Annotated in this window: 18 protein-coding genes and 1 tRNA gene; 4 read left to right on the top strand and 15 right to left on the bottom strand. The window is 42.7% G+C overall.

Annotation, left to right across the window (positions count from 1 at the left end):
* The first annotated feature begins 11 nt into the window (after nucleotides 1–11).
* A complete protein-coding gene (locus CRO16_RS03760) occupies nucleotides 12–1,289 on the top strand; it encodes an acetyl-CoA hydrolase/transferase family protein (RefSeq protein ID WP_097054992.1) in 1,278 nt (425 codons plus the stop codon).
* A 95-nt stretch (nucleotides 1,290–1,384) separates the two neighbouring features.
* Here CRO16_RS03760 and pckA read toward each other — a convergent pair whose 3' ends face one another.
* The 3 genes from pckA to CRO16_RS03775 all read right to left on the bottom strand — a co-directional run bounded on the left by pckA (nucleotide 1,385) and on the right by CRO16_RS03775 (nucleotide 4,911).
* Nucleotides 1,385–3,019: a phosphoenolpyruvate carboxykinase (ATP) gene (pckA, locus tag CRO16_RS03765; protein WP_097054993.1), complete on the bottom strand. Its 1,635-nt coding sequence runs from the start codon at nucleotides 3,017–3,019 to the stop codon at nucleotides 1,385–1,387.
* A gap of 72 nt (nucleotides 3,020–3,091) precedes the next feature.
* Nucleotides 3,092–3,871 (bottom strand): universal stress protein, encoded by a 780-nt coding sequence (locus tag CRO16_RS03770; RefSeq protein ID WP_097054994.1) that lies wholly within the window; start codon nucleotides 3,869–3,871, stop codon nucleotides 3,092–3,094.
* A gap of 287 nt (nucleotides 3,872–4,158) precedes the next feature.
* A complete protein-coding gene (locus CRO16_RS03775; protein ID WP_097054995.1) occupies nucleotides 4,159–4,911 on the bottom strand; it encodes a UDP-2,3-diacylglucosamine diphosphatase in 753 nt (250 codons plus the stop codon).
* 181 nt (nucleotides 4,912–5,092) lie between these two features.
* On the opposite strand from CRO16_RS03775, the gene CRO16_RS03780 reads away from it, so the two are divergent.
* On the top strand, nucleotides 5,093–5,734 hold the full coding sequence (locus CRO16_RS03780; protein WP_097055768.1) for an alpha/beta hydrolase: 642 nt from the start codon (nucleotides 5,093–5,095) through the stop codon (nucleotides 5,732–5,734).
* A gap of 2 nt (nucleotides 5,735–5,736) precedes the next feature.
* Here CRO16_RS03780 and CRO16_RS03785 read toward each other — a convergent pair whose 3' ends face one another.
* Complete coding sequence (locus CRO16_RS03785; RefSeq protein ID WP_097055769.1) at nucleotides 5,737–6,189, bottom strand: 6-pyruvoyl trahydropterin synthase family protein; 453 nt, start codon at nucleotides 6,187–6,189, stop codon at nucleotides 5,737–5,739.
* Between the two features lie 141 nt (nucleotides 6,190–6,330).
* Here CRO16_RS03785 and CRO16_RS03790 point away from each other — a divergent pair, with 141 nt between their 5' ends.
* A complete protein-coding gene (locus CRO16_RS03790) occupies nucleotides 6,331–6,951 on the top strand; it encodes a 2OG-Fe(II) oxygenase (protein ID WP_245858864.1) in 621 nt (206 codons plus the stop codon).
* A 1-nt stretch (nucleotide 6,952) separates the two neighbouring features.
* Here CRO16_RS03790 and CRO16_RS16390 read toward each other — a convergent pair whose 3' ends face one another.
* From CRO16_RS16390 to CRO16_RS03810, 6 genes are read right to left on the bottom strand one after another with little or no spacing between them, the layout of a single operon-like run.
* Nucleotides 6,953–7,084 carry a hypothetical protein gene (locus tag CRO16_RS16390; protein WP_262507409.1) on the bottom strand — a complete coding sequence of 44 codons (132 nt, stop codon included), beginning with the start codon at nucleotides 7,082–7,084 and terminating at the stop codon, nucleotides 6,953–6,955.
* On the bottom strand, nucleotides 7,081–7,257 hold the full coding sequence (locus CRO16_RS16095) for a hypothetical protein (protein ID WP_179670480.1): 177 nt from the start codon (nucleotides 7,255–7,257) through the stop codon (nucleotides 7,081–7,083). Before CRO16_RS16095 ends, CRO16_RS16390 begins: the two co-directional genes overlap by 4 nt.
* Before the next feature lie 35 nt (nucleotides 7,258–7,292).
* Nucleotides 7,293–7,478: a hypothetical protein gene (locus CRO16_RS03795; RefSeq protein WP_143544410.1), complete on the bottom strand. Its 186-nt coding sequence runs from the start codon at nucleotides 7,476–7,478 to the stop codon at nucleotides 7,293–7,295.
* A gap of 1 nt (nucleotide 7,479) precedes the next feature.
* The gene (locus CRO16_RS03800; RefSeq protein WP_097054998.1) at nucleotides 7,480–8,250 is read right to left on the bottom strand and encodes an enoyl-CoA hydratase/isomerase family protein; all 771 of its coding nucleotides are present in this window, start codon (nucleotides 8,248–8,250) and stop codon (nucleotides 7,480–7,482) included.
* 53 nt (nucleotides 8,251–8,303) lie between these two features.
* Nucleotides 8,304–9,629, bottom strand: coding sequence for an MATE family efflux transporter (locus tag CRO16_RS03805; protein ID WP_097054999.1), 1,326 nt, complete (start codon nucleotides 9,627–9,629; stop codon nucleotides 8,304–8,306).
* Complete coding sequence (locus tag CRO16_RS03810) at nucleotides 9,629–10,132, bottom strand: GNAT family N-acetyltransferase (protein ID WP_097055000.1); 504 nt, start codon at nucleotides 10,130–10,132, stop codon at nucleotides 9,629–9,631. The genes CRO16_RS03805 and CRO16_RS03810 overlap by 1 nt, the downstream gene beginning before the upstream one ends.
* 107 nt (nucleotides 10,133–10,239) lie before the next feature.
* Here CRO16_RS03810 and CRO16_RS03815 point away from each other — a divergent pair.
* Nucleotides 10,240–10,316 (top strand) — tRNA-Ala (locus tag CRO16_RS03815).
* A 665-nt stretch (nucleotides 10,317–10,981) separates the two neighbouring features.
* On the opposite strand, the gene CRO16_RS03820 is transcribed toward CRO16_RS03815, so the two are convergent.
* From CRO16_RS03820 to CRO16_RS03840, 5 genes are all read right to left on the bottom strand, one after another.
* Complete coding sequence (locus CRO16_RS03820) at nucleotides 10,982–11,833, bottom strand: alpha/beta hydrolase family protein (RefSeq protein ID WP_179670481.1); 852 nt, start codon at nucleotides 11,831–11,833, stop codon at nucleotides 10,982–10,984.
* Entirely contained in the window at nucleotides 11,827–14,586 is a 2,760-nt protein-coding gene (locus CRO16_RS03825) for a PD-(D/E)XK nuclease family protein (protein ID WP_097055001.1), read from the bottom strand. The genes CRO16_RS03820 and CRO16_RS03825 overlap by 7 nt, the downstream gene beginning before the upstream one ends.
* Nucleotides 14,587–14,650: 64 nt before the next feature.
* Nucleotides 14,651–16,069 carry an OmpA family protein gene (locus CRO16_RS03830; RefSeq protein ID WP_097055002.1) on the bottom strand — a complete coding sequence of 473 codons (1,419 nt, stop codon included), beginning with the start codon at nucleotides 16,067–16,069 and terminating at the stop codon, nucleotides 14,651–14,653.
* Between the two features lie 309 nt (nucleotides 16,070–16,378).
* Nucleotides 16,379–17,575: a glycine C-acetyltransferase gene (kbl, locus tag CRO16_RS03835; protein WP_097055003.1), complete on the bottom strand. Its 1,197-nt coding sequence runs from the start codon at nucleotides 17,573–17,575 to the stop codon at nucleotides 16,379–16,381.
* 30 nt (nucleotides 17,576–17,605) lie between these two features.
* Nucleotides 17,606–20,746 carry a UvrD-helicase domain-containing protein gene (locus CRO16_RS03840; protein ID WP_097055004.1) on the bottom strand — a complete coding sequence of 1,047 codons (3,141 nt, stop codon included), beginning with the start codon at nucleotides 20,744–20,746 and terminating at the stop codon, nucleotides 17,606–17,608.
* Nucleotides 20,747–20,843: the final 97 nt, after the last annotated feature.

Raw genomic sequence — 20,843 nt, forward strand, 5'->3', positions numbered from 1 at the left:
AAAACTCAACCATGAAAAATGCTTTAAACATAGTAACTCCCCATGAAGCTGTTTCTCACGTAAAATCGGGCGATCGTGTTTTTCTGCACGGGGCGGCGATGACTCCCAATATTTTAATCAATGCGCTTACAGAACGTTACCGGGAACTAAGAGAAGTAGAGTTGATCCATATCCATACCGAAGGCCCGGCTCCCTATACGGCTCCTCCCTATAACGAATCCTTCATGACCAACAGCTGTTTTGTTGCCGGAAATGTAAGACAGGCAGTGAACTCCAGGATTGGAGCTTATATCCCCATCTTCCTGAGTGAGATCCACCTGCTTTTCCGAAGAAATTTTCTTCCTATTGATGTGGCTTTGATCCAGGTTTCTCCCCCGGACGAACACGGCTATTGCTCCCTGGGAGTTTCGGTTGACATCACTCTTCCCGCAGTGCAAACTGCTAAAAAAGTAATCGCACAGGTGAATCCGCAGGTCCCCAGGACTCATGGGGACGGGATCATACATGTAAGTCGAATTCATGCAGCTATAGAAGTTGACGTACCAATACACTCTCCTAAAATTTCTATCCCTTCAGAAACAGAACAGAAAATAGGAGAATATGTCGCCGGCCTTGTGGAAGACGGAGCCACTCTACAAATGGGCATTGGAGGAATTCCTAACGTGGTCCTTTCAAAACTTATGAACCACAAAAGGCTTGGGATCCATACCGAACTATTCTCAGATGGGGTCCTGCCTCTCATTGAAAATGGGGTCATAACAGGAGAAGAAAAGAAGATCAAGACCGGCAAGATCGTCACCTGTTTTGCAGCGGGCACTCCGCAGCTTTACGATTTCATCAATGACAATCCTGTAGTGCATTTTAAGGAGGCCGCTTACACTAATGACTCGGCCATAATCCGGCAGAATCCAAAGGTGACCGCTATAAATTCGGCCATTGAGATCGATCTTACGGGGCAGGTTTGTGCAGACACCATCGGGAAATACCACTACTCCGGCGTGGGCGGACAAATGGATTTCATTCGTGGCGCCTCTCTTTCTGAAGGCGGAAAAGCCATTTTCGCAATGCCTTCTGTTACTGCTAAAGGAGTTTCGAAGATAGTACCTTTCCTCAAAGAAGGTGCGGGTGTTACAACCACCAGGGCACATGTGCATTATGTAGCTACGGAATTCGGAGTGGTAAATCTCTTCGGAAAAAACCTGAAACAAAGAGCCAAAGCGATGATCTCCATTGCACACCCCGAACACCGGGAAGCTTTGGAAGAAGCTTACTTTGAAATGGCCTACTAAAATTCATTGGTTTTACCGGTCGAGGAATCCGAAAGCTTTTAAATCAAAACCGCCCCGGGCAATCCCGGGGCGGTTTTTTGGTTAGCTGATCAGGGTTAGAATTCTGCTTCCATGTGATGATGTTCATCGATGAGCGGTCCTCCTGCAATGATCTGCCTGGACGCTTCTGCAGAGAATTTCTCGAAATTGAGGTGGAAGGAATGCGCCAGCTGAATTGACTTCTGGATATATGCTCCTTTTTGCAACCAGGTATTCATCGGGTTTAGGATCTCAGTCGGGATTCCCGGACAATATTTGGGCATGAACAATCCGAAGATAGGATGCATTTCTAATTCCACATTTTCAAGCTCTCCTTTGAGTATGGAAGTGATCATGGACCGTGTATATTTCAATTTGATCCTGGAACCTACGCCGTAAGGGCCTCCACTCCATCCGGTATTTAATAACCACACATTTACATTGTTCTCTTTCATTTTTGCGCTCAGCATTTCAGCATACACAGTTGGGTGAAGCGGCATAAAAGGGGCTCCAAAACATGCTGAAAAAGATGGAACCGGTTCATTAATTCCTGCCTCGGTACCGGCTACTTTTGCAGTATATCCGGAAATAAAATGGTAAGCAGCCTGTCCCGGAGTGAGTTTGGATACCGGAGGCAGCACTCCAAAGGCATCACAGGTGAGGAAGAAAATGTTTTTAGGATTTCCTGCGTAAGAAGGCACCTGAATATTATCAATATGCTCAATAGGATAACTTACCCTGGTGTTTTGAGTAATGGAAGCATCTTCAAAATCCACCTCTTTTGTTCCCGGCTTAATCACCACGTTTTCCAGAAGAGCTCCCGGTTTTATAGCTCTGAATATATCCGGTTCGGTTTCTTCTGTTAATCCAATCACTTTGGCGTAACAACCCCCTTCAAAATTGAAAACTATATTCTCCCGGGTCCAGCCATGTTCATCGTCGCCGATCAATTTTCTTTGAGGATCTGCAGAAAGAGTGGTTTTTCCGGTGCCTGAAAGTCCGAAGAAAATAGCAGTATCCCCCTCTTCCCCCACATTAGCAGAACAGTGCATTGGCAGCACATCTTTTTCGACCGGAAGGATGAGGTTTAGTGCAGAGAAAATGCCTTTTTTCATCTCTCCTGTGTAAGCAGAGCCTCCCACTAAAGCTACTTTCCTGGTGAAATCGAGAATGCTGAAGTTCCCCTGACGCAAACCTACTTTTTCGGGTTCCTTTTCTTCATATCCGGGTGCGCAGAGTACCAGCCACTCTTCTTCGAATCCCTGAAGCTCTTCCTCGTTCAACCGAAGAAACATGTTCTTCACGAAGAAATTTGACCAGGGATATTCGGTTATAGTACGCACGTTCATGCGGTATTCGGGCTGAGCACAGACATATCCATCATGTACGTAAACTTCTTTTTCAGAAAGGTATTGGACCATTCGATCGTACAGGATCCCGAAGTTTTCAGAAGAAACCGGTTTATTGATGTTCCCCCACCAAACTTTATCTTTTGTGTAGTCATCTTTAACCAGGAATCGGTCCTGGGGAGATCTTCCGGTAAATTTTCCGGTATTTACTGCCAGGGTTCCATTTTTGGTCTCTGTACCCATTCCTTTACGCACAGTGATCTCCTGGAGTTCTTCCCCCGACAGATTCCAGTAGGTCTTACAATTTTTCAAACCGTATTTTGACAGGTCGCCGGTTGCGGGTTTTTCTAAAACATTTTTCATAATCTTAGTTGTTGGTGATATTTCCCCCGGCCTTTTAAAGGTTCCGGGGGGATTTGGTTAAGGGTTTCAGGATTAATCAAGTACCAGTAAAGGCACGTTGGAGTGCAGGGTAAGTAATCGGGTAAGACGACCTTCAGATGCCTCACTACCGGGAAGATGTGTACGCGGCATAATGGCCAGCATGTCCATATCGTGTTTTTCAATGTAATTGAGAATTCCTTTTTCTATGTCCTCATTTTCTTCAAAGCTGTGATGAGAATAGAACATTTCAAGGAAGTAATTAAGTGTAGCTTCATTGCTTTCATCATCTTCGGTATAACCCATCGCCATTTCATGGTGCTGAATGGTCAACACGTGCACCTGGGCTTTATGTTTTCGGGATACATCCAGGAGGGTGTAAAGTGGAGTTCTGTCTGTGATCTTTTCATTGCCAAGAGAGAGAATAATAGTGCTTAACCTGAATTTCCTGTAGGTACCGGGAATGACGAGAACGGGAAGATCTGCCTCCTGTACCAGGCGGGAGGTTGTGGTGGCAATATTTTCTTCTCCTGTTTGTGCGCCACGGGTTCCCATAATGATCAGGTCAATTTTAAGCTCTTTTTGAAGCTGAATAATCGATGGTGCAAATTCTCCTTCGCGCACCAGAGTATGAATCTCAGGAAATTGTGGCTTTTGGTATTTTTTAATGATTTTCTTGAAATCTTCTTCAATTTTTCCGGTTTTACAATTTCCGTCGGTAATGTTCAGCAGAAAAAGAGTGATCGCCGGATCATGATCTGCAAATCTTACGGCATATTCCAAAGCATTTTTTGATACTTCAGAAAAATCGAAAGGGATTAGGATATTTTTCATTGCTTAAAGGATTACGGAAATTGCTGCACATATTTCCTGATTATTATCACCTTAAAGATACCTCCGTAAAAGGCCGGGATTCATGACAAATATCATTTGCAGATCGAAAGAAATCAACAATTTAGCCCCGAAAACGTTTGCATTTTTTAAGCAGGTGGAGCAGCAGAATAATATCTATTAAAAAAGACATTTTTTAAAAAGTTCCCTGCCTTTTAAGAAGGAGGAATCAGGAAAGAAAATTTTGATTAAGTCCCGCCGGCTGTCTCTTAAATCTTGTATTTAAAAAATCACCATTCTTTAAGCTGAAGCTCTTTCCCGTCAAAGACCCCGTAAGTGTAGAAGTTGATCCAGTCTCCCAGGTTCAGGTATTTTGAATTCTCCTGCAGTTGAATATCCAGCGGCAGGTGCCGGTGGCCAAAGATAAAGTAGTCGTAATGCTGGGTTTTAAGCTTATGGCGGCAGTATTGAATTAGCCATTCTTTATCCTCCCCCATGAATTTCACATCCTCCTCTCCCGAAATAGCTTTGTTTTTAACCGAAAAATATTGAGCCAATGGCATCCCAATATCGGGGTGCAGCCAACGATAAAGCCATTTAGCCAAGGGATTGGTAAAGACCTTTTTCATCCTCTTAAAGCCTTTGTCGCCGGGCCCTAGTCCATCGCCGTGGCCAATGAGGAATTTTTTGTCGTTGAAGTTGAATTCCTTTGGCTTATGAAAAACAGGAATATCCAGTTCTTTTTCAAAATAATCATTCATCCAAAGGTCATGGTTGCCTACAAAGAAGTAGATAGGGATTCCGCGGTCTCTTAGCTGAGCCAGTTTTCCCAGAACCCGCACAAAACCCTTGGGCACAACATGTTTATATTCAAACCAAAAGTCAAAAAGATCCCCTAACAGGAAGATAGCTGCGGCATCCCCGCTTACTTCATCGAGCCATGCAACAAACTTCTCCTCTCGCGGGCGGCTTTCTTCAGCCGTAGGAGCTCCCAGGTGATTATCGCTGGAGAAGTAGATCTTTTTACCCTCGGGTATCTGCATGCTTAGGATTTGTGGGTAAATATAGTTTTTAAATTTCCGAAGTTAAAATCTTCAGAAAAAATCACTCCTCCCGCTTCCTGCCTTGGGCAATTCTTGAAATAAGGTTATCTTTAAAAGCACCCCAAAAATGGCAGTTTTGGAACCTGAGAAAGCGTCAGAATTAATCTGCAAAAATTTAGAGATGTTACATCAAAAAGATTTTAAATACAACGGAACTCCAATAGAAAAAGCCAAAAAAGCTTTGATCATGGTACACGGACGCGGTGGTTTTGCTGAAGACATTTTATCTGTAGCCGATCATCTTAAAGTGGAGGATTTCGCCCTGGTGGCTCCACAGGCATACAACAACAGCTGGTATCCACTTTCTTTTATGGCTCCCGTAGAACAGAACCAACCCTGGCTGGATTCGGCTATCGAGGTGCTGCAGCTACTGGAAAAAGAGCTTAATGAAAAGGGGATAGCTTCAAAGGATATCTATTTCTTTGGATTTTCGCAAGGTGCCTGCCTTACACTCGAATATGTAACCCGGAATGCCAAAAAATATGGAGGGGTGGTCGCCATCATTGGCGGACTTATTGGAAAGCAGATCAACACCGGAAATTATATTACAGATTTTGAAGGAACAAAGATCTATATAGGCACGAGTGATCCCGATGCCCATGTGCCGGTTGAGCGTGTGGAACAAACTGCTGCGATACTTAAAAATAAAAATGCACAGGTGGAATTACAGATCCACAAGGATGGCGGCCATGCGATCCTTCCCGCAGAACTTGGAAAGGCTAATCATTTTATTTTCGGTTATTCGGGAGAGATCGATGAGTAGCCTTAGGAGTTGTCTGAGGCGTACCATTCGGCGTAAGAAGTTTCAGTTTCCTGAAGCCTCAGAGAATATAATTCTATATGCTGCGGAAGGCGGCTTTTGATCCTTTCAGCAAAATCCTGGATCATATTTTCACTGGTAGGCTGATAATCTACAAGAATTACGTTATGTCCTCTGGTCTGAAGTTCTTCGGCCAGTTCAACGTGCGGAGTATTTTTATTGAAGACCGTGGCATGATCAAACTTATCAACGATCTCCTGTTTCACTATTTTTTTAAGATCCCCAAAATCTATGACCATTCCCAATTTTACATGGTCTTCATCGCTGATAGGTTCCCCAATTACTGTCACCGCCAGCTTATAGCTATGACCATGTACATTCTTGCATTTGCCGTCATACCCGAATAAAGCGTGGCCGGTCTCAAAAGAAAATTGTTTGGTGATTCGAATTAATGCCATGGGAACAAATTTTGTGCAAAGATAAAGGTTTTTAACTCCCTGCATTTTAACTTCGTTACAGGAAATTTTATAATTCCCGGCTTTTTATTCTTTTAGAAAATTGCCATTTTCAAGATACATTTACAACCTAAAACGAAGCTTTTGGAGATTATTGAAAATCAGGTTTATGAGAAGATCATTTCAGATCTTTTAGAGCAACAGTATTCTGTTGTTGAAGATTTCTTCAGCCTTGAACAGGTAGAAGAGCTACGGAATTCCCTGCTGACCAAATATGAAGAAGATAATTTTAAAAAAGCAGCCATAGGGAACCGCACAAATGAAGTGATTGCCAAATCCATTCGGGGAGATTTTATCCTTTGGCTCAATGAAGCTGAAGCTGCTCCTGCAGAAAAAGCATTCTTCAGCAAGATCAATGATTTTGTAAATTACCTCAACCGCACCTGTTTTATGGGAATTCTTCACAAGGAGTTCCATTATGCATTATATCCTGAAGGGACTTTTTACAGGAGACACCTGGATACCTTTCAAAATGACGACCGCAGGAAACTATCTATGGTGTGTTATCTCAACGAGCAGGACTGGCAACCGGAATATGGAGGAGAACTGGTGATTTACAGGAATGAAAATGGAAAAGAGGTACCTAAAAGTATATATCCCTTTCCGGGACGTATGGTCATTTTTGAAAGCCAGATCCTGGAACATGAGGTAAAACCCGTAAAGACCGAAAGGCTGAGTATTACCGGATGGTTAAAAACCCGTTGATCTATTTCCTGAATTTTTTAAATGCTACTACCACGATCAACAGGATCGCGATAAGCAACCAAAATCCATAACCGCTTAAGAAACGCATGATGTCAAAGGCATCTTCGCTTACCGGAACTTCGTCTTGCATCATCTTTTATTTCTTTTATCCCAGGCGTGGCGTGCATAAAAGAACAATGCTACCAAAACAATGATAGCCAGGATATAGATCCACTGGTCTTCCAGGAAATCCATCAGGGAAAATCCATATTCCTGCCGCTCTGTGGCCGGCCTGTCTTTTGGTAAATGTTCCTGCTGAAAACTCATAATGGCTGATTACAGGGCTGTCAAAAATGACATTTTTAGCCCCAGTTATTTTTCCTCTTTCTTCTAAAGAAAGCAAAATAAAGTATTGCGGCGAGAAGTACTACCGCAACGGTAATAATAGTCCAAAGATTTGATCCTACAAAATAGCCAAGGTGGTACGCCATTTTTCCGATCTTATTCTCTTCGGCTTCCTGGGCGGCAAGGATAAAAAGTGAATGCATATTAACTATTTTTAATTTTGGATAAAGCATTTCTGGTAAAATCTGAAAGCACCAATTCTCCCGAGATTGCCGCACGTTCCTGCAAAAGGCTTCCCCACTTCTCGGTTCCTTCCCAAAGCACCTTCTTCATTTCATAAAGAGCCGCAGGATTATAGGAAGCCAGTTTTTCTGAAAAGAACTGAAGTTCCTTGTCCATTTCGCCTATAGATTCAAAAACCCGGGCGTAAAGCCCCTTTTCTTTGGCCCAGTAGGCGTTCTTCCAGTCTTGTGCTGCCAAAGTAAGTTCTGCAAGTGCCGCAACTCCCATTTTACGCTCTATAGCAGGAGCAATAACAAAAGGCCCTATACCTATGCTGAGTTCAGAAAGTTTGATGGCAGCTTGTTCAGTTGCAAAGCAGTAGTCACAAGCTGCTGCCAGGCCTACTCCGCCGCCAACGGTTTTCCCCTGAATGCGGCCAATGATCAGTTTTTTGCAGCTGCGCATTGCGTTGATCACATTGGCAAATCCTGAAAAAAAGACCTTTCCCTGCTGCATATTTTCCACCGCCAGCAGCTCATCAAAAGAGGCCCCGGCACAAAAGGCACGATCTCCTTCAGATCTTAAAATAATAACCTTTACTTCTTCGTCTTCAGAAAGTTTTTCCAACTCCTTTTCCAGACGCTCCAGCAATACTGCGGGAAAGGAATTGCTGGCAGGGTGGCCAAACTCCAGGGTGGCAATTCCGTTGATAACTTTGGTATAGAGACTTCCGTTTTCTCTGGTGGTGGTCATATCTAGATTGGCTTTCCTGTAAAGTTACATTTTATTTTCACTTTTTCTGAAGGTCAGGCTTCGCGGTGTAAATATTTCCTCCGGAATTTTATCACCAGGGCACTACTCCTTATCAGCATCCAAACAAAGAAGGCAATCCAGATGGCGTAAAGATCCCATCCTAAATAGTCCCCTATTAAAAGTACGGGAGTAAAGCCCAGAAAGGTCGCTGCCAGCAGCACATTCCGAAGGAATTTCGCTTCCCCCAGGCCTTTAAAGATCCCGTCAAACATAAAAGCAATGGCATTGACCGGCTGCATGAACAGCACCATCCAGAAAACCGAAGAAAACAGCAGCAGGACCGGAGCTTCCTTGCTAAATATCATCCCAATTTCATTATAGAAGAGGCTGCAGAGGCCAATCAGAATTATTGCAATCATCACTGAATATTTGCTGATCTTCTTGCTGAGCAACCAAAGACCTTTATAATCTTTAGCGCCTAAAAGTCGGCCGCCCATTGCATTCCCCGCGTTTGCATACCCGTCAATAAAGAAACTGAAGAACAGCCAGATGTTCATAAGGATACTTTGGGCAGCGATATAATTTTTCCCATAGTCCGTAGCATAAGCGTTGGCGAGATAGATAGCAAAATTCAAAGCCGCGGTACGCACGAAGAGATTTCCGCTCATCAACAGCAGGTAACGCATCTGCGGATTTATCCTGCGGCTTAATCCCAGGTGGAATGGTGTTTTTTTAAAGAAAAAATATAGGGCCATTATCAGCATTACTGTTTGCGCGATCACACTCGCCCAGGCGGCTCCTTCCAGATGCATTGCAGGGATCCAGCCTTCGATGCCGTAGACCAGAAGAAAATCCAGCCCCACATTAAGAAAAGCTCCCGTAAGGCTGCATTTCATGGCCCATAAAGTGTTCTGCAGCCCTCTGAAGACTCCAAAAAGGGCAAAAGTCACCAGGGTGAGCGGGTATCCAATAGCACGGATCTGGTAATAATTAGCTGCATAACTGAGCACTTTGCCTTCGGCATTATAGGCACTAAAAATTGCCGAAGCAAAATAGGCGGTAATGGCATAAATGACCAGACTGAGTAGAAAATTGAAAAATATCGCCTGGGGAACCAATGTTTTAACGGCATGAATCCGGTTGGCACCCAAATGTTGGGAGACCAGTGCCGAAATTGCTGTTTTGGTCTGGGCTACAATCCAGATGATCGCAGAAAGAAAGGATCCTACAATTCCTGCTGCCGCAAGAGCTTCGACAGGATCCTGTTCCACATTTCCTATAATGGCAATATCTGTAAGGGAGATGAGTGGTTCGGCAATACCGGCAAAAATAGCCGGAATCGCAAGTTTGTTGATATTTTTAAAATTGACTACTGCCATTACTGCAGCACTTTTTCATAGCAGTAGAATGGATGCTCGCTTTGCTTCGGAAAATAGATATTCCCAAGTCTTTTATAGCCCCGGGTCTCATAAAACCTTTGATTTCGCTCGTTCTTGCTGAAGGTATCCAGCCTCACTGAAACATAGCCCTGTTCTTTAGCAAAGGCTTCGGCGAAATCCATGAGTTTCCTGCCATTGCCGCTGCCCCACTCCTGCGGATTAGTGGCGAGGCGATGTACATATAAATTACTGCTACTTTGGGTGAGCCATTCGACGGGAATATACTCTTTATCCATGCAAGGAGTAAGTACCACGATGCCTTCGATGACATTGTTTTCCTCAAGTACGAAAAGCTCCTCCTTTGTAATATCCTCCTGCAGTCTTTCCAAAGAAGGATAAAGTTCATTCCACTGAAAAATGCCTTTTTCCTGCATGCCTTTTGCACATGCTTCGGTGAGTTCTTTGATGGCTGTTAAGTCTGACGCGGTGGCTTTCCTGATCATAAAGAGGATGTTCGATCACAAAAATAAATTTAATAGAAAGAAATAAAGGCTTTACACATTGAATTATATTTTATAAATTTGCCACGTTGAAATTGTTTCAGCCTATTGGGGGATTAGCTCAGCTGGCTAGAGCGTTTGGCTGGCAGCCAAAAGGTCATCGGTTCGACTCCGATATTCTCCACCAAAAACCACTGCGAAAGCGGTGGTTTTTTTGTTTCCTTTAGATTTTTCAGAAGGTCATTGGTTCCCCCGAAGCATCGGGGCGATATTCTCCACCAAAAACCACTGCGAAAGCGGTGGTTTTTTTGTTTCCTTTAGATTTATCAGAAGGTCATTGGTTCCCCCGAAGCATCGGGGCGATATTCTCCACCAAAAACCACTGCGAAAGCGGTGGTTTTTTTGTTTCCTTTAAATTTTTGAGAAGGTCATCGGTTCCCCCGAAGCATCGGGGCGATATTCTCCACCAAAAACCACTGCGAAAGCGGTGGTTTTTTTGTTTCCTTTAAATTTTTGAGAAGGTCATCGGTTCCCCCGAAGCATCGGGGCGATATTCTCCACCAAAAACCACTGCGGAAGCGGTGGTTTTTTTGTTTCCTTTAAATTTTTGAGAAGGTCATTGGTTCCCCCGAAGCATCGGGGCGATATTCTCCACCAAAAACCACTGCGGAAGCGGTGGTTTTTTTGTTTCATTTAAATTTTTCAGACGGTCATCGGTTCCCCCGAAGCATCGGGGCGATATTCTCCACCAAAAACCACTGCGGAAGCGGTGGTTTTTTTGTTTATAGCCCAAGGCTTTACCGATACTGTTTTTGAACCCCTGACAGGGTTGTACAACATTGAATGATTGATTTATTTCCTTATAAATTCTGTAGTTTTTTCAATGATGTTTTTCATCGCCGGGGTAAGATCTTTACTTTCCCAGGGATGAGAAACTTCAAATACGTGATCACTGTTCTTAAGCAGGAAGAGTTCAGAATTCTTAATCCATTCATGCAGGTCATGTGCATTATCGACCGAAACCGTTTCATCACCGGTCCCATGAATGATGAGGGCAGGAATTTTTAATTTTTCTGCCGATCTGGAAATGGTGAGCCTTTCCTCATTGTTTTTAAAGTCCTCATAGAAATCAAAAAGATGAGGCATTTGTTGTTTTGTGCGGGTGTTTTCTATATAAGCGATACCTTTTTGTCGCCATGCTTCCAATTCTTCTCCTTTGGGAAACCGGTCTCCAAAGTCACTAACAGCGGCAAGGGTGATTAATTTTTGCACCCGTTCATCTTCAGCAGCTTTTACGACTACAATTCCGCCGCCACGGGAGTGCCCCATTAAGCTAAAGCGGGAAAGATCCACCATATCGGTATACGGAAAATCTTCACTAAAAATCCAGTTGATTAGCACGTGCAGGTCATCGAGTTCCTTGGTATAGGTGTTCTCCCCAAAAGCATCAAGATCGGGAAAATCGATGGGTTCTTCCAGGGTGCCCCCATTAAAGGCGAAATTGAACTTTATGAACAAAAAGCCATTTTTTGCATACTCCCGGGCCATCAAATTCCAGGCACCCCAATCCTTAAATCCCTTATAGCCGTGGCAAAACAACACAACCGGTTTTTTTTCTTCAACTTCAGAATAAAAAACATCGGTAGGTATGGGCCGGCCATGCAGCCCGGATAGACTTAAATTCTTCTTTTGATTAATTACCATGCGTTTTGTTTTATTTCCTTTTCCACAAAAGGAGTTTCAGGATCACAGATCTCTAAAATAAGATTTTTCAATTGTTCTTTAAAGGCCTCCAGAGTTTCTGAAGTAATATCATTTTCTTTTTTAGCACCGTAGCCCTTTTTATCCTTTTTACAGAACTTCAGAAAACCTCCCTGCAGATTTTTAAAAGAAATGATCCCGGCCTCAAATTCAGGAGGCAGGGGATCTGCAACATCCATCATTAGGGCATAGGTGAGGATCTGAAAAGGTTTGCTGTACTTATCATAATCAGAATTGATCTCCTCCCATTCCACCACTTCAACTTTAGATTGCTCTACCTTCCCGGTTTTGTAATCTATAATCCTTATTTTGCCGTTAAATTCATCAACCCTGTCTACGGTTCCTTTCAGAAAAACAGGAAAATCAAGTTCCTCCACCGGAAACTGCGCGTGCAGCTTTTCTTCCACCTTCAGGATCTTTAGGTCATTTCCCTCCTCCAGATTTTTTATCTCCCATTTCAGGAAATTTACCACATACCGTCGTGCAACTTCATAGATGAGTAGATTTTTCCCGCTGTCTAAAGGCGCCTGGGTATAATGATTCCTGAATTGTTTTTGTATTTCATCATTTGTCCTTTCCATGGCCCGCTCCAGCATTTGGATCGTCACATCACTTTGCAGCCATGGCTCATAAAAAGTCTCCAGGGTGTCGTGCACCACATTTCCCAGCGTATTATAGGCCACGGTTTCCTCTACCTCTTCCCTTTCCTTGAGGTCCAGCACGTATTGCTTGTAAAAATCCAGCGGATTCCTGATATAAGTGGTCAAGGCCGAAGGTGAAAATCCTGCTGCCGCCCTCGCTTTGATCTTCTCAAGGATTTCCGGAGTCTTCTCGATGGTCTTTAAATGTACAGGCACCGGAGGTACTACAGGAGTTACTTTAAAGTTTTTTATTTGATGCTGTGACTGTGCTTCCATCTCAAGCTGCAGCAAAAAACGGCTTTTTTCACCTGCATTAAGTCCATCACTCTCTGTATTGTAAAGCAAATGTACCTGCTCTGCACGTTGCAGGAGGTGATAAAAGTGATAGGTATAAACCGCATCCTTTTCTTTATAAGTGGGTAAATTATATTTACACTTTAAGTCAAAAGGAATAAAAGAATTGCTGCTCTTTCCAGCCGGAAGCACCCCTTCGTTTACCGAAGTAAGAATTACATTTTTAAAATCCAACACCCGCGACTCCAGCATTCCCATCAATTGCAAGCCCGAAAAAGGTTTTCCGCGGAAATCGACAGTTCTTGATGCAAGTAAGTCCTTAAAAAGAGAGAACAGGATCTTTAAGGAATTGATATAGGGATACTTTTGATACAGGTTGGTTAGCTGGTTAACCACCAAATGCAACTGATATAAAAATTCCAGGGTTAGCCTGTCCTGATCTGTATCCAGTCTATTCTTAAAAATCATGAGCAGTTCCTGAAGCGCCTGTAAAGCATAACCGGGATCATTCTTCCAATCCAAAAAGCAAATTTCAAAAAGCTTTTGAACGTTCCCGGGCACACCTTCCATGATCTCGTCGCGGGTAACATATACCAGGTTCTCCTTTCTTAATTTCTCCATTAATTTTTGAGAATGGCCGCCGGTAACCTTCTGAAAAAGCGGATGACTTAAGATCAACATGAGATCTTTGTAGTACCGGGTATCGTTACCGGGAGTGGAATGCATTTTCAACAAATGTTCAAAAAGAGAACTCACGGGTGCGTTCTTAAGAGCAAATCCCATGGTTATATTCACCTCCCCCACGTTTGGCGGCAGGGAATTCAGCACCGGCAATAAAAGGCTTTCATCTCCCAACACTACTGCAGTTTGCTGTAAATCTTCCGGAGAAAGTTTGGAGAGCAGTTCCCCCACATACTTTGCCTGCCCAATATTCTTGGGTACCCCAATCATGTTGATATTTTTTGAACTGCTGTAAGAGTTTGAAACGATATTTAACCGGTTCTCCTGGTAGTACGGCCATGATTTAAGGTACTGTCTTAAGAATAAGGAAACATCATGTTGATCATCCTTCAGGAAAATCTCATCTATATCCCAAAAGACTTCAGCTTTACCTGCAGCTAAAAGAGTTTGGAGGATATTCTGTTCAGCATTGTTAAGTGCGTTAAATCCAATAAAGACAAATGAAACTGAAGCAGCTTCAGCAAATTGCCTAATATTTTCTGAAGCGCGGCGGTAAACCATCCCCTGGTATGCCTGGTTACGTTTTTCCAGCTGTTTCTGAAGCTCTTCGTAATATTCCGGCAGCTTATTCCAAAACAACAGATAATTCTCCATTAGCGGCGTCTTCTCCTCCTGAAGATACCAATGGTTCATTTCCTGAATATTTCCCAGATAACCAAAAAAGGACTTATAATCAATGAGGTAACGGTCAATTTCGTTAAAATCGTGAAGCAGGGTTTGAGCCCAGGTGGCAAAAGTGTCAAAATCTTCAGCTTTTTCTTTAGGCGTACAGGTGAGGTATGCAGCATAAAATTCAAAAAGAGCGGTAATGTTATCCACAGAACTCAATCCGGCCACTTCTTCGGCAAAATCTTCTATACTTAGCACCCGGGGTGCAAAAATGGGATTTTTGGTATGCTTTGATAGTTTGTTGATGAGAAAAGATCCTGCACGTTTGCTGGGTAAGATGAAAGTAGTAGCAGAAATATTAACTTTCCTGGAGAGCAATTCCAGAAGCACTTGTTCTATAAATGATGTCATGCCTTAAAAATAAAAAACGCCCCGGTTATACCGGGGCGTTTTTAAATTTATATTCTAAAGAGGATTACATTCCACCCTGATTGGTAGTATCCTGCTCCTGAGTAGCATTTTCTTTCATTTCTCTTTCTTTATCAAGAGAGATTTCTACCCTTCTGTTTTCCTGTCTTCCTTTCGCTGTATTATTAGAAGCGATTGGTTGAGATTCTCCGTAACCTTCAGAAGTCAATCTGTTTTCAGGAATTCCTGCATTTACAAGGAATTCTCTTACAGAAGCTGCTCTTTCTCTGGATAGCTTCTCATTATAAGATTCGCTACCTGTGCTGTCTGTATGACCTTCAATGTGGAAGATCGTGTTAGAGTATTCCTTCATGATATCTGCAATAGCCTGAAGAGTTTCTTCAGATTCAGAACGGATTGTTGCTTTATCAAGGTCGAAAAGGATAGTTCTTGAATATTCATTCAATTCTTCGATAACCTCAACGGTAGGCTCAGGACATCCGTTGTTTGCGGCAGTACCGGCTACTTCGGGACATTCGTCGTCTTTGTCAAGAACACCGTCATTGTCCTGGTCTTCCCATGGACATCCGTTGTTTTCTTTCGGACCTGCCTCGTTAGGACATTCATCATCGCTATCTTTAATTCCGTCGCCATCTGCATCAGGACATCCGTTCATCTCAGCAAGACCGGCTACAGTTGGACATTCGTCCTTATTGTCTGGAACTCCGTCACCGTCGGTATCAGGACATCCGTTATACTGCGCTAAACCTGCTTCGTTAGGACATTCATCCTGTCTGTCTTCAATTCCGTCACCATCAGAGTCAGGACAACCATTGAATTGTTCAAGACCGGCTACTTCAGGACACTCGTCATCTTTATCATAGATTCCATCCCCGTCTGTATCTTTTCCACCCATAGCGAATTTAATTCCTGCTACGTGCTGGAAATGAGAGTCAAAATCATCGTCAAATGCGTGCTTATAAATAGTTTGCACAGTAAGTGCAAAATGATCTGTGAACCAGAAGTTGATTCCCACGGTACCGTCTACAGTACCAAAGCCATTTTCGTCGATCCAGGTATAACCCCCACCGGCACCAATTACAGGATCAAACCATCCTGCATTCGCATCATTGCGGAAGCTATAGTTAAAGGTACCATCCAGACCATAGTAAGAAAGATTATCCCATCCTTCATCTCCATACTTATCAATTTGATTAACAGAACCTGCTGCTTCAAAATAGAAACCGGCTCCAATATTACGGGCTAATGAAATTCTGGAAACTCCGGGAAGAATATTCCAGTGATCTCCCGTATTAAAAAATTCGTCAAAATAACCACCCAAAGGTGCGTCTTCTCCGGTAGGAAAAAAGTCTACCGCATTAATTCCTAAACCTAATGCCCAGGGATTATCATCATCCTGCGCCTGCATAGTGCTAAAGCTCAGAATGCATAGGGAAGCCAATAAAAATTTGTTTAGATGTTTCATATTGAAGAGTTTAATTTTATTAGTTAGCAGAAACAAAAGTAGACTGATATTCCCTACAAACAAAGCTTAATATAATAAAGTTTTCTTAATAAACGCCTGTTCATAGGGGGTTTCAGGGGGTTTTCAAGGGTATTTTTTTGAGGAAAACATAATATTTTAATAAAACAAAGGCTTCGAAAATACATCCGTTTGAGCTGTAAAATAAGGATTTACAGGATTGAAAAGTCCTCTTTAGAATAAGATGTTAAAAAAGGTAAAATAGAAAGCCTTTCCCACAAAAGGGAAAGGCTTTGATATAGGAAGATGTAATTATTTAATGACGTTCAATTCTTTTCCTACCTTAATAAAGGCAGCAATCGCCCGGTCCAGATGTTCCCTGGTGTGAGCGGCAGAAAGTTGCACTCTAATCCTGGCTTTTCCTTTTGGAACAACAGGATAAAAGAACCCAATGACATAGATGCCTTCTTCCAGTAACCTGTCTGCCATTTCCTGGGAAAGTTTGGCATCATAAAGCATTACCGGAACAATGGCTGCCTCGCCATCTATAATTTCAAAGCCCGCTTCTTTAATACCTTTTTTAAAGTATTTGGTGTTCTCCTTTACTTTATTTCTAAGAGTATCATCTTTAGCAAGCATGTCAAAAACCTTAATGGAAGCACCAACTATGGCAGGAGCAAGAGAATTCGAGAAGAGATATGGTCTTGATCTCTGGCGAAGGAGTTCTATAATTTCTTTTTTGGCAACAGTGTAACCACCCATTGCCCCTCCCAGTGCTTTTCCAAGAGTTCCTGTAATAATATCAATTCGGCCGAGAACACCTTTTTCTTCAAGGGTTCCAATCCCGTTTTGCCCAATAAATCCTGTGGCATGACATTCGTCGACCATTACCATAGCGTCATACTTATCGGCCAGATCACAGATTTCATCTAAGGGTGCGACCAAACCGTCCATAGAAAATACACCATCGGTAACTATGATCTTAAAACGAGCCCCTTTCTCATTTGCAGCTTGAAGTTGCTCCTCCAGGTCTTCCATATTTCCGTTCTCATAGCGGTACCGGGCAGACTTACAAAGTCTCACCCCGTCTATGATCGATGCATGGTTGAGCGAATCTGAAATGATCGCATCTTCCGCAGAAAGCAAGGGTTCAAAAACTCCACCATTTGCATCAAAAGCAGCTGCATAAAGAATGGTATCTTCCATTCCGTAGAAGTCGGCGATCTTACGTTCCAACTCTTTATGAATATCCTGTGTTCCGCATATAAAACGCACGCTTGACATTCCGAAGCCGTGTGAATCAAGAGTATCTTTTGCCGCCTGTATTACTTCGGGATGTGAAGAAAGCCCCAGGTAATTGTTTGCGCAAAAGTTCAACACTTTTTTACCGCCTTCCAGGGTGATCTCTGCTCCCTGGGGCGAGGTGATGATACGTTCTTTCTTATATAAACCTTCTTCTTTTATTTGTTCTATTTCGTTCTTTAAATATTCTTTAATTGATCCGTACATAATGATGGTTTTTTACAAAATTACATTTCTTTACACAATTCTTACCGTGATGTTTTCATTTATATAGACCAGCAATTTCCTTTCAATGCTAAAGTTCATTCCCCCGAGCACATCTGCATAAGCCTGGATCTGCTCCCGGTGTTTAGGGTTTTCGGCTCCGGTTTTGTAATCTATTATGCTTACGGTGTTTCCTGAAAAGTTTAGCCGGTCGGGGCGAAGGAGGAGTCCCTCTTCGGAAATCATATCGCGTTCATTTAGATTTTTGGCCCCTTCAGAATAATAGATTTTTAATTCCGGATGATCGATGACCTCAAAAATGCTTTTTTGAAGGTTATCTTTTTCTTCGGAAGCAAATAGCCCCTCGTTTATGGCATTTTCCAATACCGGGTTCACATCATCTCTTGTATTGATCTGTGCAAAAAGATCGTGAATGAGCTGCCCTTTTTCAATAGCCTCTTTTTGCCTGGAGTTCCACATCAATCCCGAGCGGGTAATGATAGATACATTTTTTTGAGTTGCCGAAGAATAGAATTTTTCCTGCTGAAGGGAATTTGTGGAAGATGATTCCTCTTCAGGTATTTCATCAGGATTCCCGAAATGATATTCATAGCCGCCATTCCACCTTCCTATGCTTCTTAGGTATGAAATCAATAAACCGGAAAACCTGTTGGTGTTTTCGTTCCCCTTTTTGTCCAGGTCCATTTTTGAGATCACAAAAAGCTGTTGTTCGGGCCGGGTCATGGCCACATATAAGACATTGAGCGCATCAAGCTGGCTGTTACAGGTAAGTTCATGATAGAGTTGGGGGGCTTCTCCTTCCCAGTCTTTCATTTTTTCGGCAGCTCTCAAATATGCCACCTCAACATTCGCACTAAGTGCTTCGGGTAAATTGATCCAAAAGTTTTCTCTTGAGGTATCACTTACCTGTCCATTTACAAAAGGATAAATGACAACGGGAAATTCCAGGCCTTTTGCTTTATGGATAGTCATGATCTGTACCGCGTTTTCCCCTTGCGGCACTACGATACTGAGTTCCTCTTTTTTTCGATCCCACTGCTCCAGAAACCCATAGATCCCTGCACCTTCAGAATTGGAATTCTCATAAACAAAATCCAGATAAAACTGAAGATAAGCATCTGATGTTGCCTCCATTCTAAAACTTCTGATGATGTATTCCACTGCCTCGTAAATGGAGACTGACGTTGCTGTTTCCAGCGAGAATTCAAATCCAAAAGCCCTTAGTTCCTCAAAAAATTGCTGCCCCTCCGGTTGTAGGTGATCATGAAGGAACCGGAATTCATTTTCAACATCCAGTTCATGGTTGAGGAGGTAATCAAGAATCTCAAACTTTAGCCCTTTATCTGCCGCATCAATACAATATTGTAAAACAGCATTAATAAACGTCACTTTTGGCGACCGACTCACCAGCAGGCTTTCCGCAGAGATCACCGGAATTCCGTTTTCGCTAAGGAAATTGGCTACGGCCATACTTTCTTTCCTGGTTCGGGTAAGGATACAAATATTGAATAGGGAACAGCCTTTTGCCTTTTGTGCTTCAATGATCTCCAGCACCCTAACCGGGTAGGCTTCCATTTCTTCGGAAGCATTTTCGGCTTCGATAAAAGAAATATTCACATAGCCCTCCTTTTTACTCACAGCACCTTGCCCGCTGTTAAGGAACAAGTTGCGATGTGTTTCATTCAAAAAACAATCGGCCGCAAACCTGAAAAAATCATTATTAAAATCCACAATGGTTTTGGCACTTCGAAAGTTATTTGGGAGCACCACCAGTTGAGGTTCTTCAATGCTAAAAGGATGCTTTTTTTGGCATAGCTGCATGAATTGCTCTGCTTTTCCCCCACGCCACCTGTAGATGGATTGTTTTGCATCTCCTACCAGGGTGAGGCTTCCATGTTCCCCCTGCGGATGTTCGATAGAGAGCGTATTGTCCACCAACGGAATCAGGTTTTCCCATTGCAGCTGTGAGGTATCCTGGAATTCGTCAATGAAATAATGCCTGTACCGATCCCCAAGTCTTTCATAAATGAAAGGAGCCGGCTGATCCTTTACTGCTTTGCCAATCGTAGCATTAAATTCGGATATGAGGACCATCGAATTCTCCTTTTTGATCTCCTCGATCTGATCCTGAATGGCGCTCAACAGCGATAAAGGCACCAGGTTCTTCTCTATAGCCTCTAAGAACTGTAAGGTGGTGATCCTGCGTTTAGCCTCAGAATAATAATCGACAATTTGCTGCTGTAACCTGTCTAAAACAGCTTTTTTATCGGCTGCTATTTTTGAGGGGTATAAAGCTTTTTCGGCAAGGTTGAGCTGCCAGCCTGCAGAAAACCCTACGTTAAAATCCCCTTTTTGAAGCTTCAGGAAAAACTTGGGGCAATAACCACCGCTAAAGCAATCGGTGTCAACTCCGTTTTCTTTCAGCAGCTCAAAAAAATTATCGGCATGTTCTTTAATGCTCTCTTCCAAGTCCTTTTGTTGTTTCTGCACTTCTTTCCGAAGCACCTGGAAATCCTTAAGACTTTTGTTTTTTAGCAGATCTAAAAAGGCCCGGTTGGTTTCCTGGGTTAGCAACCTGGCGATAGCAAAAAGATCGCGGGCGATATCCCAGCTTTTATCCTCATCGGTCTTTGAAAGTACAAAATTGACCAGGACGCCGGTAATCGCTTTGTCTTTTCCTGCTTTGCTAATAAGGCGATCCACTGCTTCATTAAGCACATCATCTGTACGTAATTCCACTTCAAAATTGAGAGGCAATCCAAGATCTTTAGCAAAGGTGCGCAGTACCCGGTGTGTAAAGCCATCGATAGTAGAGACTTCAAAAGCAGCATAATTATGGATTATATGCTTGAGGATATCACGGCTTCTCTTCTGAATTTCTCCTGTTGAAATTCCTGAAGATTCTGAGATGTCCGTTAGAAAATTTTGATCCCCGGCAGAAGGTTTTGTTTCGGCCAGCGCATGAAGCCCCTGAATGATGCGGGATTTCATTTCGGCTACAGCCTTATTGGTGAAAGTAATTGCGAGGATATTTTTATAGCTGTCAGTTCTCGGGGAGGAAAGTAACAGAATTAGATAATCTTTAACAAGAGTATAGGTTTTTCCGGAGCCTGCAGACGCATCGTAGATTTTAAAGGTATTGGGGTGCCTCAAAGTATTTTTTTACTAATGTAGCAAATGCATTTTAAAGTCCCGGCTCATCTGAATTTTTGATCAAAATTTTGAGCAATTATCATCGAGTTTAATAATA

The sequence above is a fragment of the Salinimicrobium sediminis genome (genome assembly GCF_900215295.1).
Taxonomy (GTDB): domain Bacteria; phylum Bacteroidota; class Bacteroidia; order Flavobacteriales; family Flavobacteriaceae; genus Salinimicrobium; species Salinimicrobium sediminis.

Coding starts and splice junctions, on each gene's coding strand:
- CRO16_RS16390 (WP_262507409.1), bottom strand. CDS start 7,084: ATGATGCAAGACGAAGTTCCGGTAAGCGAAGATGCCTTTGACATCATG.
- CRO16_RS03760 (WP_097054992.1), top strand. CDS start 12: ATGAAAAATGCTTTAAACATAGTAACTCCCCATGAAGCTGTTTCTCAC.
- CRO16_RS03775 (WP_097054995.1), bottom strand. CDS start 4,911: ATGCAGATACCCGAGGGTAAAAAGATCTACTTCTCCAGCGATAATCAC.
- CRO16_RS03785 (WP_097055769.1), bottom strand. CDS start 6,189: ATGGCATTAATTCGAATCACCAAACAATTTTCTTTTGAGACCGGCCAC.
- CRO16_RS03830 (WP_097055002.1), bottom strand. CDS start 16,069: ATGAAACATCTAAACAAATTTTTATTGGCTTCCCTATGCATTCTGAGC.
- CRO16_RS16095 (WP_179670480.1), bottom strand. CDS start 7,257: ATGAGTTTTCAGCAGGAACATTTACCAAAAGACAGGCCGGCCACAGAG.
- CRO16_RS03820 (WP_179670481.1), bottom strand. CDS start 11,833: ATGGTAATTAATCAAAAGAAGAATTTAAGTCTATCCGGGCTGCATGGC.
- pckA (WP_097054993.1), bottom strand. CDS start 3,019: ATGAAAAATGTTTTAGAAAAACCCGCAACCGGCGACCTGTCAAAATAC.
- CRO16_RS03780 (WP_097055768.1), top strand. CDS start 5,093: ATGTTACATCAAAAAGATTTTAAATACAACGGAACTCCAATAGAAAAA.
- CRO16_RS03805 (WP_097054999.1), bottom strand. CDS start 9,629: ATGGCAGTAGTCAATTTTAAAAATATCAACAAACTTGCGATTCCGGCT.
- CRO16_RS03795 (WP_143544410.1), bottom strand. CDS start 7,478: ATGCATTCACTTTTTATCCTTGCCGCCCAGGAAGCCGAAGAGAATAAG.
- CRO16_RS03810 (WP_097055000.1), bottom strand. CDS start 10,132: ATGATCAGGAAAGCCACCGCGTCAGACTTAACAGCCATCAAAGAACTC.
- kbl (WP_097055003.1), bottom strand. CDS start 17,575: ATGTACGGATCAATTAAAGAATATTTAAAGAACGAAATAGAACAAATA.
- CRO16_RS03825 (WP_097055001.1), bottom strand. CDS start 14,586: ATGACATCATTTATAGAACAAGTGCTTCTGGAATTGCTCTCCAGGAAA.
- CRO16_RS03800 (WP_097054998.1), bottom strand. CDS start 8,250: ATGACCACCACCAGAGAAAACGGAAGTCTCTATACCAAAGTTATCAAC.
- CRO16_RS03770 (WP_097054994.1), bottom strand. CDS start 3,871: ATGAAAAATATCCTAATCCCTTTCGATTTTTCTGAAGTATCAAAAAAT.